The sequence below is a fragment of the Corynebacterium sp. genome (genome assembly GCF_022712195.1).
GTDB lineage: Bacteria > Actinomycetota > Actinomycetes > Mycobacteriales > Mycobacteriaceae > Corynebacterium.
Genome location: NZ_JALAGY010000076.1, coordinates 105825 through 119476 on the forward strand (window position 1 = coordinate 105825; position 13652 = coordinate 119476).

Genomic DNA, 13652 nt, shown 5'->3' on the forward strand with positions numbered 1-13652 from the left:
TGGTCCTACTCTCCCTTCCCGGCGCTCTCGGCCGGCAGATCGGCGGGGCTAGCCAGATGCCCCAGGACGGCCGTGGCCGCGGCGACCGGCGGCGAGACCAGGTGGGTGCGTCCCCCCTTACCCTGACGTCCCTCGAAGTTGCGGTTCGACGTGGAGGCCGCACGCTCACCCGGGGCGAGCTGGTCGGGGTTCATGCCCAGGCACATCGAGCACCCGGCGGTACGCCATTCGGCGCCTGCGTCGAGGAATACCCTGTCGAGCCCCTCGGACTCCGCCTGGGTCTTCACCGCGGTGGACGACGGGACGACGATCATGTGCACCGACCCGGCGACACGACGCCCCCGCAGCACCTCCGCCGCGGCACGCAGATCCTCGATCCGGCTGTTGGTGCAGGACCCGAGGAAGACGGTGTCGATGCTGATCTCGCGCAGCGGGGTGCCCTCCTCGAGCCCCATGTACTCCAGGGCGGACTCCGCCGAGATCCGTGCGGTCTCGTCGGTGATGTCCTCCAGGTAGGGCACCGAGGCGTCCAACGGCAGCCCCTGCCCCGGGTTGGTGCCCCAGGTGACGAACGGTGTCAGGGCGGATCCGTCGATCTCCACGACGGTGTCGTAGGTGGCGCCCTCGTCGGTGGGCAGTGAGCGCCAGTACTCCACCGCGTCATCCCAGTCCTGCCCGGTGGGTGCGTAGCGGCGGCCCTTGAGGTACTCGAAGGTGACCTCGTCCGGGGCGATCATCCCCGCCCGGGCGCCGGCCTCGATGCTCATGTTGCACATGGTGAGACGGCCTTCCATCGACATCGCCCGGATGGCCTCGCCGCGGTACTCGATGATGTGGCCCTGTGCGCCGCCGGTGCCGATCTCAGCGATGATCGCCAGGATGAGGTCCTTGGCCGTCACCCCGGGCCTGAGCTGACCGGTGACCTCGACCGCCATGGTCTTGAACGGTGCCAGCGGCAGTGTCTGCGTGGCCAGCACATGTTCCACCTCGCTGGTCCCGATGCCCATCCCGATGGAGCCGAAGGCCCCGTGGGTGGAGGTGTGCGAGTCGCCGCAGACGATGGTCATGCCCGGCTGGCTCGCGCCGAGCTGGGGGCCGACGGTGTGCACGATCCCCTGGTCGCCGTCGCCCATGGAGTGCAGCACCACACCGAACTCCTCGCAGTTCCTGCGCAGCGTCTCGACCTGCAGACGGGAGACCTTGTCCTCGATCTCCAGCAGGTTGCCGGAGTGGACGCCTAGGGTCGGGACATTGTGGTCCTCGGTGCCCAGGGTCAGGTCCGGACGCCGCAGCGGACGGTTGTTCTGGCGCAGACCGTCAAAGGCCTGCGGGCTGGTGACCTCGTGGATCAGGTGGAGGTCGATGTACAGCAGGTCCCGGCCGCCGTCCTTCCCCCTCGTCACGACATGGGCGTCCCACACCTTCTCCGCGAGCGTCCGCGGCGGGGTGGGCGTCGACCCGTCGGGGTGCGTCTGCCGGGTCACAGCATTCACGGTTCTCTCCTCAGTCTCCACGGTCTCCACGTTCGCCGCGGTGTCCACTGCCTCCGGGGGTCGTCTCGGCGCCCCGGAGGTTCCTACGCTGCCCCGCCCGTCGCTGCGTGGCAGCCTGGAAGTTCCACTGGTTGGAATGTATAGTATCAGATCATGGGAAACCCCACCTACACCGAGACGCCCTCCCCGACCTCCGCACCGGTGGCCTCGACGACGACCAGCGGCATCCAGGTCCTCGACCGCGCGCTGCTCATCCTGGGCATCGTCGCACGGCGGCCGCACAGCCTCTCCGAGCTGTGCGAGACCACCGGCCTGCCCCGCGCCACCGCCCACCGGATCGCGGTCGCGTTGGAGAAGCACCGCATGGTGACACGCCTGGAGGACGGTCAGTGGACCGCAGGCCCCGCCCTGGCGGAGCTGGCGCCGAAGTCGTCCACACGGCTCGACGAGGCCGCCGAACACGTCCTCCCCGACCTGGTCGAACGCACCGGGGAGGCCGTGCAGATCTACAAGCTCTCAGGACGCGAACGCGTCTGCATCGCCACCGCGGAACCACGCCAGGGGCTCCGTGACACCGTACCAGTGGGCAATCGCCTGACCCTCACCGCAGGGTCCGCGGCGAAGGTCCTCGTCGCCTACTCCCCGAAGGTGTTCCAGGACGACATCCTGCCGGAGGCCACGTACACGGCAGAGGACCTGGAGCTCGTCCGCGCCGGCCAGATCGCCGAGTCCGTCGGGGAGCGCGACGCGGCCCTGGCCAGCGTGTCCGTACCGGTACGCGACGCCTCCGGCGTCATCGCCGCCCTGTCGATCTCCGGGCCGGCCGAGCGCATGGGCCCCTCACCGGCGGCACGTCACCGTGAGTCGCTGCAGCACAGCGCCGCCGAACTCGAGCGCTACCTGCGCTGACCGACGCCACCGGCCGTCCGTCCGGACCCCGCGTCCGGCGCAGGCCGCACCCCGGAACGCAGAGAAGCCCGGTCCGAGGACCGGGCTGATCGTGCTGTTGTACCCCGTACGGGATTTGAACCCGTGTTACCGGCGTGAGAGGCCAGCGTCCTAGGCCGCTAGACGAACGGGGCAAGGACTACCACATCATTGACCAGCAGGACGCGCTGTCCTCGCTGTGCAACGGGGAGAACTATATAGGACTGACCGCAGAAGCACATAATCACCGCCCTGACGTGCACTGACTCTCCTCAGCCGCCACTGACGCCCGGCGGCTAGGCTGAGAGCCATGACCCCGCTCACCGCCGACCGTCTCCGCGGACTCCGGCTCACCGCCCAGCTCCTGGCCCCGAGCACCGCCCGCCCGCCGTTCACCGGCGCCGCCGGCGACCTCGTCCGGGCCACCGCCTCGCACATGCTCGCCGTGCAGGCGCAGAACCTCCCCGCGGCCGTCACGGCCCTGTCACTGCGCAGCGGGCTGCCCGCTCTCACCGAGGACGCGTTGGGCGGCGCCGGGATCGTCCGCAGCTGGTCCCAGCGCGGCACCCACCACCTCCTCGCCGCCGAGGACGTCCGGTGGGTGACCAGGCTGTGCACTCCCCGGGTCCAGGCGGCGTCGGCGAAGCGCCGGGGCAGCCTCGGGCTCTCCGACGCCGACGTCGACCGGTGCCGGACGGCACTTCTCGAGGCGCTCTCCACCGACCCTGCTCCCCTGCCCCGCACCGCGGCCTACCGGATCTTCGCGGAGGCCGGCGTCGACCCGGACGGGGGCCGCGGACAGCACATGCTCCGTCACTTCGGCGGCGAAGGGGAGATCATCCAGGGCCCGCGCACCACCGGGAACGGACCCAGCGAGGACACCTTCGTCCTGCACGACGCCGTCGTCCCGCGCCCCCGGAAGCTCACCGGCGAGGACGCCCTGCGCGAACTCGCGTTGCGCTACTACCGGTCGCACGGCCCCGCCTCGGTCAAGGACCTGGCGTGGTGGTCGGGGCTGACCGTCCGGGACGTACGCGCGGCGACCGCCCTCGCCCTCGACACCGGCAGTGTCGTGGCCGCGGAGACACCTGACGGACGCACACTCCACCTGGCCGACTGGCAGCGGGACGTGACCGCCGACGAGATCCACGAGGCGCTCCGGCGGCGGTACACGCTACCGTCATTCGACGAGTACCTTCTCGGCTACACGGACCGCTCGGACGTGATGACGGACACCGTCGCCGCCGAGGTGGGGCCGACGAAGAACGGGCTCTTCCACGCCTTCCACGTCGCGGACGGCACGGTCACCGGACGCAGTTGACGCACCCACCACCGCTCACTCAGCCAGCAGGCGCGCCTGTTCCTCGGCGACCGCCAGCAGCTCCTCATTGCCGAGGTAGTCCCGGTCGAAGCGCTGCCACGGCTGCTCGACCATGCGCCACCGGCCCGTGGTCCGGTCACAGAAGGGGTGCGCCGCACGGACCCACCGCATCCACGGCGCCACCTCACCGGTGTCGGGACTGACCCGCGTGTAGTGCAGGACCGTGCAGTTGAAGATGGTCATCTCCGGGTCCTTGTCGTAACGCAGGAACTCCTCGTCGCTCCAACGTTCGAGCACCAGTCGCGTCGACCACATGTAGTCCCCGTGGGTGACCACCAGGACATTCTGCTCACTGCTCTCCCGGTGCAGGGTACTGAGCAGGTTCCGCACCCGGTTCTCCGCGACATTGGCGATCGACTCGCCCGCCGGCGGGGCCCAGTACAACGGGTCCTTGCGCCGCAGCAGCGCGTTGTGGGCGTACTGCTCCTCGAAGACCTTCCGTGGCAGCGGGGAGATCTCGCCCCAGGACCGTTCCCGCACGACTCGGTTCTCCTCCCAGCGGGCCCCCGCCAGGCCGAGGTTCGCCGCGGTCTCCCGGGTACGGACGTACGGCGAGGTGATGCAGCGGTCGAGCGCGTCAACGTTGTCGGTGATCCACCCGCCGGCGGCACGGGCCTGTGCGACACCGGCGGCGGTGAGCCGCCACGACCGGTCCGCCACCAGCATGGTCTCCTCGCTGAACAGTGCCTGGTCGCCGGCCTTGTCGGCGCGCTGGATCACGTTGGCCTCGCTCTGGCCGTGTCGGACGAGGATCAGGTTCTTCGGCATGGTCACCCCACCCACCCTAGACCTTTCGTCCACGAACCCACCGACACACCCCCACTGCCCGTGACCGTGGGGCGACCCGACCCCGGACATGCGGAAAGCCCGGTCCGAAGACCGGGCTTTCTCGTTCACATACCTTGTACCCCGTACGGGATTTGAACCCGTGTTACCGGCGTGAGAGGCCAGCGTCCTAGGCCGCTAGACGAACGGGGCGTGAAAACATACTGCACATCATATCCAGCGTTTCCGCTGGCCTACCAGGACTCGAACCTAGAACGACGGTACCAGAAACCGCTGTGTTGCCAATTACACCATAGGCCATTTGCTGCTCTGGGCTCCGGGCTGTTCCCCGTGCTGCCTTGCAACGGTGGATACTATAACCAGGACGCGCTCCGACTCGCAAATTGCGAGGTCAGCGCACAGATCCTGGCGTCCGAACCGGCGCCACGGGTGTCACTCCGCAGCGACGTAGGGTGTGACCGCACGGGCGGCACGCAGCCGTGCCAGCGTGGATTCCCGGCCCAGCAGCTCCATCGACTCGAACAGCGGCGGCGAGACCGCTGCCCCGGAGACAGCTACTCGCAGCGCCCCGTATGCCTTGCGCGGCTTGAGCCCCATCGTCTCGATCAGACGCGCGGAGAGCGCAGCCTCGATCGTCGCGGTGACGAACTCCGCCTCGTCGATGCGCTCCACCTCCTCGACAGCCGCGTCAAGGACCTCGACGGCGTCCTCCTTGAGGTTCTTCTTCGCCGCCTTGGGGTCGAGCTCGAGGTCCCCGTCCGCCGTCACAAGGAAGCGCAGCAGTCCGTCGGCGTCCCCGAGAGTCTTGATCCGGGTCTGCACCAGTTCCGCGGCGAAGGCGAACTTGTCGTCCGGGTAGTCCGCCGGGAATCCCTTGTACTCCTCCAGGTAGCTGCGCAGCCGGGCGGTGAAGTCCCCGAGGTCCAGCAGCCTGATGTGGTCGGCGTTGAGCGCCTCGAGCTTCTTCTGGTCGAAGCGGGCGGGGTTGGGCTTCACGTCGGCCACGTCGAAGTTCGCCACCAGCTGGTCCACACCGAAGACGTCCTCGTCCGCGGAGAGGGACCACCCCAGCAGGGAGAGGTAGTTCAGCATGCCCTCCGGGATGATGCCGTTGTCCCGGTGGTTGAACAGGTTGGACTCCGGGTCACGCTTGGACAACTTCTTGTTGCCCTCCCCCATCACGAACGGCAGGTGCCCGAAGACCGGCGTCGACTCCGCCACACCGATGCGCACCAACGCCTCGTAGAGGGCGAGCTGACGCGGGGTGGACGGCAGCAGGTCCTCGCCACGCAGAACGTGGGTGATCTTCATCAGGGCATCGTCCACCGGATTGACCAGGGTGTACAGCGGCTGCCCGTTCGAGCGCGCGACGACGAAGTCCGGCACGGTCGACCCGTCGACGACCATCTCGCCGCGGACCAGGTCGGTCCAGGTCCAGGTCTTCTGCTGCATACGCAGGCGCCACACCGGGGACCGCCCCTCGGCCTCGAAGGCGGCGACCTGCTCTGCGGTCAGGTCCCGGTCGAAGTTGTCGTAGCCGAGTTTCGGGTCCCGCCCGGCGGCACGGTGGCGCTCCTCGACCTCCTCGGCCGTGGAGTAGGCCGGGTAGACGTCGCCCGAGGCCTTGAGCTTCTCCAGCACCTCCGAGTAGATCTCCGTACGCTGCGACTGCCGGTAGGGGCCGTGGGGGCCGCCGGGCTCGCCCACACCCTCGTCCCAGTCCAGGCCGAGCCAGGTCAGGGAGTCGACGATGGCCTCATAGGACTCCTCGGAGTCCCGGGCGGCGTCGGTGTCCTCGATCCGGAACACCAGTGTGCCGCCGGTGTGCCGGGCGTAGGCCCAGTTGAACAGTGCGGTGCGGACCATACCGACGTGCGGGGTTCCGGTCGGCGAGGGGCAGAAACGTACGCGAACTTCACTCATGGTGTCCTATTTCACCACATCCACTCCCCCGCCACGTCCCCGGAGTACCCGGCGGCCCGCAGCGCACCCACCCAGTCGGCCAGCGGCAACCGGCCGGTCCCCGGTGCTCCCCGCCCAGGGTCGTCGGCGATCTGGACGTGCGCCGGGGCCACCGCCCGGTCGGTGCTCTCCAGGCTCTCCAGGCTCTCCAGGCTCTCCAGCCACGCCGGGACGTCGTCGGTCTGGCTGAGATGCCACAGGTCCGCGAGCAATGCAGTGTTGGCGATGCTGGTGACCACCCCACGGGCGTCGGCCACGGTGGTGACCGGGTAGTCGTCCAGACCGGCACTGGGCTCGATCAGGACCGTGCCCTGACCCCTCCCGGATGCGGTGTGCGCCACCGCGGCGATGTTGTCGAGCTGGTCGGGACCGAGCCGGCGCCCGCCCCGGCCGACGAGCAGGTTGAACCGGTCCGCCCCGGTGGCGTCGGCGAGCCGGGACATGGCGTCGAGGTGCGGTCGGCTCAGCGGCCCACGGTGCAGGACGCCCCGGTCGCCCGCCGGGAGATCCCCTCCCCAGTAGTTCACCGCGACGAGGGTGAGGCCGCGGCGGTCGAGCTCGGCCACCAGGTCGTCGATGTCACGCCCGGCGGGTTCAGGGGTGGTCCACGGCCACCACAGCTCGATCCGGTCCAGGCCGAGGGCGTCGGCCCTGCCCAGGTCGGGGTCCCCCTGCGGTCTGCCGATCGAGCAGTTCACGACGGTGGCCAGCTGCGGTGACATCGGTGTCGCCTCCAATCTTCAGGGGACCTCCCCCTCGTCCGGGTGCCGGATACGCCAATGTACCTGCCGCCACGGGCCGGCATCAGCGAGAATACGGGGCATGGCTGAATCTGGATCACCGCAGAGCCCTGACCCCCGTCCCGCCGCCGGTGTCGTCGCCGTCACCGGTGCCGGTGGAGGACTCGGCCGGACGTTCTGCGTCGCCCTCGCCGCCGCGGGGTGGACCGTCGCCGCGCTGGGGCGTACCCGCGCGACCCTGGAGGAGACCGTCACCGCCTGCACGGGGGACGGTCACCTCACCGTGGTCTGCGACGTGACCGACGAGGCGTCGGTCACCGCCGCCGTCGACCACCTCACCGGCCGCCTCGGCGGGCTGGACCTGCTGGTGAACAACGCCGGCGTCCCCGGTGCGACGGGCCGGATCGACACCGTGGACCCCGCCGCCTTCGAGGAGACGGTACGCACGAACCTCACCGGCACCTTCCTGTGCACCCGTGCGGCCTTCGCGTGGATGGCCGCGCACGGTGGCGGACGGATCATCAACAACGGCTCCATCGCCGCCCACGCCCCTCGTGCCGGCGCCGCCGCCTACGCAGCGTCGAAGGCCGCGGTGGCGTCGCTGACCGTCTCCACGGCACTGGACGGACGGGACGTGGGGATCACCGCCACCGAACTCGACATCGGCAACGCCCGGACCCCGTTGCTGGAGACCTTCACCACCGGCTCCTCCTGCGGCACCTCCCCCGAGCCCACCTTCGACGCCACCGAGGCCGGCCGTCTACTGGTCAGCGTGGCGCAGATGCCGCCCGGGGTGAGCGTGGACCGGATCACCGTGACCGCCGCGGGCATGCCGTACCTGGGTCGCGGCTGAATACCGGGGCCGTGTCCCCCGCCCTCGTGCGCCCGGTAATTTCTGTTTGTTTCCCACCCCTGAGTACGGTGGTTATGTGATCAATAACGATCGCCCGTCAACAGCGCCGGACTTCCTCCTCTCCCGCGCGTCGGGCAGTATCCGCACCCAGGGGACACGCGCGTCCTTCCCCGATCCGTTCGAGGCTGCGACGGCACTGCGTGACGGCAGTGCGCGCCTGGTCGTCGGTGCCGTGCCCTTCGACACCGCCAACCGCGCGGCCCTGACCGTCCCGGGGACGGTCGTGGAGACCGAGGGGCCGCTGGAACCGCCCGCCTACTACCGCGGCCGGGAGCTCGGCGACCAGCTGGAGGTCGTCAACGTCCACCCGTTGACCAGCTCAGATGAGCACCAGTCGACGGTGGCCGCCGCCATCGAGACGATGCACAACACACCGTTGCGCAAAGTGGTGCTCGCCCGTGCCGTGGACATCCAGTTCGCCGAGGAGGTCGACCCGCTGCTCATCGCCGCCCGGTTGATCGACCTGTCCGCCCACCGCGACGGCTTCGCCGTGGACCTCTCCGCCACGGGCCGGTCGGACGACCGCGGCACCATGCTCGTCGGATCGTCCCCCGAAGTGCTGGTCCGCAGGCGCGGGACCACCGTGGAGGCCCGCCCCCTGGCCGGGTCCGCCGCCCGCCTGGCCGACCGTCAGGCCGACGAGACTGTCGGGCGGATGCTGCGCGACTCCACCAAGGACCTCACCGAGCACGAACTCGTGGTGGACCACTACCGGCAGGTGCTCGGCGGGGTCTGCACGGAACTGTCGATCCCGGACGCGCCGCAGCTGATCAAGACCAACGAGATGTGGCACCTGGCCACACCGGTGCGTGGCACACTACCCGACCTCAACTTCTCCGCCCTGGACCTGGCGCTGATGCTGCACCCGACGCCGGCGGTCGGCGGGACCCCCACCGACGCCGCGATCGGCATCATCGACGAGGTCGAGGAGCCGCGGTGCTTCTACGCCGGATTCGTCGGCTGGTGCAACGACGCAGGTGACGGCGAGTACATGGTCAGCATCCGCTGTGCGGAGGTGGCCGGGGCCACCGCGCGGGCGTGGGCCGGCGGCGGTGTGATCGCCTCGTCCTCTCCCTCAGCGGAGGCTGCGGAGACGACGGCGAAACTCCAGACCGCGCTGCGTGCACTCAACGTGCCCGCCGCGATGCGCGCGGTCTGAGGAGGAGACCGGTCAGTACCGGTCAGTACGCCTCGACAGGGTTGACCAGGTGGCCGAGACCGGGGATCTCGATGTCGATCGTGTCACCCGGGACCATCTCGGCGGTGCCGGCCGGTGAGCCCGTGCAGATGACGTCGCCCGGCAGCAGGGTGAATGCCTGGGACACCCACTCCACGATCTCCGGGATCGACTTGATCATCTGGTCGGAGTTGGAGTCCTGCTTGGTCTCCGTCTCCCCGTCGTGGGTCAGGTGGGCCTTGATAGGCAGGTTCGTCAGGTCTGCGAAGTCGGGGTCCGTCTCGATCCACGGCCCCAGCGGGCAGAAGCTGTCCAGGCCCTTCGCACGAGACCACTGGCCGTCGGCGAACTGCAGGTCCCGCGAGGAGACGTCGTTGACGATGGTGAACCCGAGGACGACGCTCTTCCAGTCGTCCCGCTTGACGTCCTTGCAGGGCTTGCCGATGACGATGGCGAGCTCACCCTCGAACTCCACGCGGGTGGCCCACTCCGGCTTCCGGATCGGCGCACCGGTGCCCACCACGGCCGTCGGCGGCTTCAGGAACAGCGTCGGCGGCAGGTGCTCGGCGGACTTGTTGAAGACCTCCTTGACGTGGTCGGCGTAGTTACGGCCCACGGCGACGACCTTGGAGGGAAGGATCGGGGCGAGCAGGCGTACCTCGTCGAACGACCAGGTACGCCCGGTGAACTCAGGCTCCCCGAAAGGGTGGCCGGCGATCTCGCGGCAGGTTGCCCCGGTACCGTCGGCCTCTCCCCCCTCCAGCGTCACGAAGGCCATACCTTCAGGGTGTGCGATGCGCGAAATTCTCATGGTCACTTAGCTTACAGAGGAAAACAGGGGCCGCTGAGGCCGCCCCCGTCTATACTTGCGCGGACCGCAGCGTCGAATAGGGGGACCGGCCGTTCGCCGGGGAGGTCATCGCGAGGAAGAGTTCGGCACAGGACAATGCGTCCGTCACGGCCCGGTGCGGCGGGTAGGACGGCAGCCCGTACCGTTCACGGAGCCGTGGCAGCCGAAGATCCTCGCCGCGCGGGTGGACCAAGTCCCGTTCCATCCGGCGCCGCGCCAGGGCGTAGGTGTCCAGGGTGGGGACCGCCAACCCGGCACCGAACACCGACCGGCACGCCGCGGAGAGGAAGTCCTCCTCGATGGTGGCGAAGTGCGCCAGCATCGCCCGGCCCGCCAGAGCCTCGAGCAGCTCGGCGAGGGCGTCCTCCAGTGGGACACCGGCCTCGACCATGTCGTCGGTGAGACCGTGCACCGTGGCGGACTGGCCGACACCGTCGCCGTCGTCCTGGGCGCCGGAGATGACCACCTCACGGGCCCCGGCCAGGACGATCCGTGGCCCGTCCATCGGCACCCAGCCGATGGACAGCAGACGGTCGGTGGCCAGGTCGAGTCCCGTCGCCTCGACGTCGACGGCGAGAATCGGGAGGTCCTCCAGCCGGGTGGAGCCCGACGGCGGGGCGACCCCGTAGAAATCCGCCAGCGCACCGGTGGCCCGTCGCCTCTCCCACAGTCTGCGCAGCCGGCTCATGTGTTCCTCACCGGGTACTTGACCGCCAGGGAGGTCTGGATGCCCTTGATGATGCCGAAGGCGTCGCGGAGATTCTCCCGGTCCAGTTTGCCCAGCGAGTCCGGGTCGATGCGGTAGTTCGCCTCCTCGCCGCTGCGCAACTGGCCGGCCTGGTGTCGCAGCGACAGGGCCTTGAGGAAGTTGAATGCCTCCGTGAGGTCGCGGGCGGCCTTCTGGGTCAGCACACCCTTGGCTGCGGCCTGGGCGAGCCGCTGGTGCGTACCCACCGCCTTGACACCTCCCATCAACGCGTACAACCGTGCGATCTGGACGATCGGCGCGGTGCCGCCGGCCTTGACGTCGAGGGTGTTCCGGTAGTCCCCGCCCCGCTGGACGACGAGGCCGCGGAAGATGCCCAGAGGTGTCTCCGTGCGTGCCGCCAGCGCGGCGAGTCGGGCGTGGAAGCGCGAGGAGCTGCGTGCCAGCGCCACCGAGTAGCGGTGGACCTGGTCGGCGAGCTCGCGCGCACCGTAGATCGGGCGCATGTCGAAGAAGGTCTGGGCGTTGAGCAACGCGTCCGGGTGCGGGGCGGTGACCCAGGTGTGGAAGGAGTCCTTCCACTGGTCGACCGTCATCCGCCAGGCGGGGTTCATCGCCATCATGTCGCCCGGGCACAGCCGCTGCCCCGCATCCCCGAGGCCGGTGCAGACCATCCGCCCGAGTTCGGCGAAGTACTCGCCGTGCAGGTCCTCGTCGTAGGAGTTGTGCAGGACCAGGCCGTTGTCCTGGTCCGAGGAGAAACCGACGGCGCGGCGAGCCTGGGACCCGAGCACGATGAACGCGTAGGGCACCGGTGGCGGGCCGAGCCTCTCCTCCGCCAGGACGAGCAGTCGCCGGGCCAGCGAGTCCAGGCACACGGTCAGGATCTCGCTGACCTCTTCGGCCGAGGCACCACGGCTGATGAAACCACTGGTCATCTCAGCGGTGTCCTTGACGATGCTGCGCATCTGCTCGGCGTCGGTGGCCTTGACCAGGTCGGCGGTCAGGTAGATCGGGTCGTTGCGCAGTGCACGCATGATGTCCGACGCCGAGATCACCCCCGTCACCCCGTCGCCCCCACCGTCCAGCCCGCCGACGACGGGCAAGTGGTGGACGCCCTGCTCACTCATCATGAGCATCGCCTCGAAGGCCGTGGTGTCGGCGGTGGTGGAGAACGGGTCACGGGTCATCACCCCGGACACCGGCGTGTCGGTGTCGACGCCCTCGGCGATCACCCGGTTGCGAAGGTCACGGTCGGTGATGATGCCGACCAGCTCATTGCCTGCCACCGGCGGCAGCAGGGACGCCACGCCCCCGCCGTCCGTGTCGTCCGTGTCGTCCGCGCCGTCCGCCGTGTCCGAGATCACCGGCAGACAGGAGATGCCGTTCTCGCTCATGAGCTGCGCCGCCTCACGAACCGTCGCCTCACAGTGCACGGAGACCGGGTCACGGTCCACCAGGTCACCGACCCTGGTCCGTAGGGCGTCCGACCCGGAGCGCACGCTCAGTCTCTCCGCAGCGGCCCGGATGCGTTCGGAGACGCCGGCGAAGTAGCGGGCGACCTCGGGGTTGCGCTCGATCAGCCCGCGGACCTCCTCGCGCTCCATCGTGAGCAGGAGGCTGTCCTCGACGGCGATCATCGTGTAGCGCGACGGGCCGGGCTCCGCCCCGAAGCCGCCCTTCGTGACGATCGTGGAGTGCCCGAAGAACCGTCCGGTGCCCCGCCTGTCGAGCAGGACGTCCTGACTGTCGAGCACGTCGACGGCCCCTGAGCGGATCACGTACAGGGTGTCGTTGGGCTCCCCGGCGGTGATCACCGTCTCGCCGCGGCGGACGTAGATGATCTCCATCTTGAAGGGCAGGGCGTCCAGCTCGTCGTCGGGAAGATGACTGAAGGGTTCGTGCTCGCTGAGGAACTTCCGCACCTCGTCCAGTTCCACACTCATGGTCGGCAAGTCTATGGACCGGCGGCCGGACGCCGCCCGGCCAGCCCCGATCCGGGGGTATATGCAACAAGTTTCACATCAATCCGTGTGCTAATCCCGCCAGGCGCTGTGACCTGGATTACCCTGTCTGGCATGGCACTGGAACACGCGATCATGATCTCCCTGGCCGAACGGCCGGGGACCGGTTATGAGCTGGGACGACAGTTCGCCACATCCCTGGGCCACTTCTGGCCCGCCACCCGACAGCAGATCTACCGCACCCTCGCCCGGCTGCACGACGACGGACTGGTGACATGTCGCGATGTCGCCCAGGACGGCCGGCCGGACAAGAAGATCTACACCCTCGCCCCCGCCGGGAGGACGGCGCTGCACGACTGGATCTCCGAACCGTCCGAGCTGATGAAGATCCGCGACGACCTGTCGGTGAAGATCCGCGGCGCCGAGCACGGGGACCTCGGCGACGTCCTCGCCGACATCGGCAGGCACCGGGACGCCCACCGGGAACGGCTCCGGCTCTACCGCAGCTACGAACGCACCCAGTTCCCCGAAGTCGCCGACGCCGCACCCGGCGCGCTCACCGGACGACGGCTGCACCAGCACCTCGTCCTGCGCCTGGGCATCCGGCTGGAGCACACGTTCGTGGACTGGTGCACCGAAGTACTCGACGCGCTCTCCCCCGACACCCACGACACCCACGACAACCGAGAAGGACAGTGAACCCCCGTGACAGACTCAGTGACGACCCCGCGCCCCTCCGCCGACTCCCCGTAC

At 69.3% G+C, this 13652-nt stretch carries 12 protein-coding genes and 3 tRNA genes; 5 read left to right on the forward strand and 10 right to left on the reverse strand.

From position 1 onward, the window contains the following. Nucleotides 1-5: 5 nt before the first annotated feature. Nucleotides 6-1493, reverse strand: a complete 1488-nt coding sequence (gene leuC / locus Q0A34_RS10265) for a 3-isopropylmalate dehydratase large subunit (RefSeq protein WP_291479900.1) — start codon at nucleotides 1491-1493, stop codon at nucleotides 6-8. A 153-nt stretch (nucleotides 1494-1646) separates the two neighbouring features. Here leuC and Q0A34_RS10270 point away from each other — a divergent pair, with 153 nt between their 5' ends. Next, nucleotides 1647-2402 (forward strand): IclR family transcriptional regulator, encoded by a 756-nt coding sequence (locus Q0A34_RS10270; RefSeq protein ID WP_291479901.1) that lies wholly within the window; start codon nucleotides 1647-1649, stop codon nucleotides 2400-2402. Nucleotides 2403-2502: 100 nt separating this feature from the next. Here the strand turns inward: Q0A34_RS10270 and Q0A34_RS10275 are convergent. After that, nucleotides 2503-2575 (reverse strand) — tRNA-Glu (locus Q0A34_RS10275). Nucleotides 2576-2730: 155 nt separating this feature from the next. Here Q0A34_RS10275 and Q0A34_RS10280 point away from each other — a divergent pair. Next, nucleotides 2731-3741 (forward strand): winged helix DNA-binding domain-containing protein, encoded by a 1011-nt coding sequence (locus Q0A34_RS10280; RefSeq protein WP_291479902.1) that lies wholly within the window; start codon nucleotides 2731-2733, stop codon nucleotides 3739-3741. Between the two features lie 15 nt (nucleotides 3742-3756). On the opposite strand, the gene Q0A34_RS10285 is transcribed toward Q0A34_RS10280, so the two are convergent. The 5 genes from Q0A34_RS10285 to Q0A34_RS10305 all read right to left on the reverse strand — a co-directional run bounded on the left by Q0A34_RS10285 (nucleotide 3757) and on the right by Q0A34_RS10305 (nucleotide 7271). Beyond that, complete coding sequence (locus Q0A34_RS10285; protein WP_291479903.1) at nucleotides 3757-4569, reverse strand: histidine phosphatase family protein; 813 nt, start codon at nucleotides 4567-4569, stop codon at nucleotides 3757-3759. Nucleotides 4570-4706: 137 nt separating this feature from the next. Beyond that, nucleotides 4707-4779, reverse strand: a tRNA-Glu gene (locus Q0A34_RS10290). A gap of 36 nt (nucleotides 4780-4815) precedes the next feature. Continuing rightward, a tRNA-Gln gene (locus tag Q0A34_RS10295) sits at nucleotides 4816-4887 on the reverse strand. Between the two features lie 132 nt (nucleotides 4888-5019). Then, complete coding sequence (gene gltX / locus Q0A34_RS10300; RefSeq protein ID WP_291479904.1) at nucleotides 5020-6510, reverse strand: glutamate--tRNA ligase; 1491 nt, start codon at nucleotides 6508-6510, stop codon at nucleotides 5020-5022. 11 nt (nucleotides 6511-6521) lie between these two features. Next, the gene (locus tag Q0A34_RS10305) at nucleotides 6522-7271 is read right to left on the reverse strand and encodes a TIM barrel protein (RefSeq protein WP_291479905.1); all 750 of its coding nucleotides are present in this window, start codon (nucleotides 7269-7271) and stop codon (nucleotides 6522-6524) included. A 100-nt stretch (nucleotides 7272-7371) separates the two neighbouring features. Here Q0A34_RS10305 and Q0A34_RS10310 point away from each other — a divergent pair, with 100 nt between their 5' ends. Together Q0A34_RS10310 and Q0A34_RS10315 are read left to right on the forward strand one after the other, a co-directional pair. Further along, nucleotides 7372-8142, forward strand: coding sequence for an SDR family oxidoreductase (locus tag Q0A34_RS10310; RefSeq protein WP_291479906.1), 771 nt, complete (start codon nucleotides 7372-7374; stop codon nucleotides 8140-8142). A gap of 79 nt (nucleotides 8143-8221) precedes the next feature. Further along, on the forward strand, nucleotides 8222-9361 hold the full coding sequence (locus Q0A34_RS10315) for an isochorismate synthase (protein WP_291479913.1): 1140 nt from the start codon (nucleotides 8222-8224) through the stop codon (nucleotides 9359-9361). Nucleotides 9362-9383: 22 nt separating this feature from the next. Here the strand turns inward: Q0A34_RS10315 and Q0A34_RS10320 are convergent, their stop codons facing one another. The 3 genes from Q0A34_RS10320 to Q0A34_RS10330 are packed head-to-tail and all read right to left on the reverse strand — an operon-like array spanning nucleotide 9384 to nucleotide 12881. Next, entirely contained in the window at nucleotides 9384-10190 is an 807-nt protein-coding gene (locus Q0A34_RS10320; protein WP_291479907.1) for a fumarylacetoacetate hydrolase family protein, read from the reverse strand. A gap of 49 nt (nucleotides 10191-10239) precedes the next feature. Then, nucleotides 10240-10917 (reverse strand): exonuclease domain-containing protein, encoded by a 678-nt coding sequence (locus Q0A34_RS10325; protein ID WP_291479908.1) that lies wholly within the window; start codon nucleotides 10915-10917, stop codon nucleotides 10240-10242. Further along, a complete protein-coding gene (locus tag Q0A34_RS10330) occupies nucleotides 10914-12881 on the reverse strand; it encodes a putative nucleotidyltransferase substrate binding domain-containing protein (protein ID WP_291479909.1) in 1968 nt (655 codons plus the stop codon). The genes Q0A34_RS10325 and Q0A34_RS10330 overlap by 4 nt, the downstream gene beginning before the upstream one ends. Before the next feature lie 132 nt (nucleotides 12882-13013). Here Q0A34_RS10330 and Q0A34_RS10335 point away from each other — a divergent pair, with 132 nt between their 5' ends. Next, nucleotides 13014-13598: a PadR family transcriptional regulator gene (locus Q0A34_RS10335; protein WP_291479910.1), complete on the forward strand. Its 585-nt coding sequence runs from the start codon at nucleotides 13014-13016 to the stop codon at nucleotides 13596-13598. The last annotated feature ends 54 nt before the right edge of the window (nucleotides 13599-13652 follow it).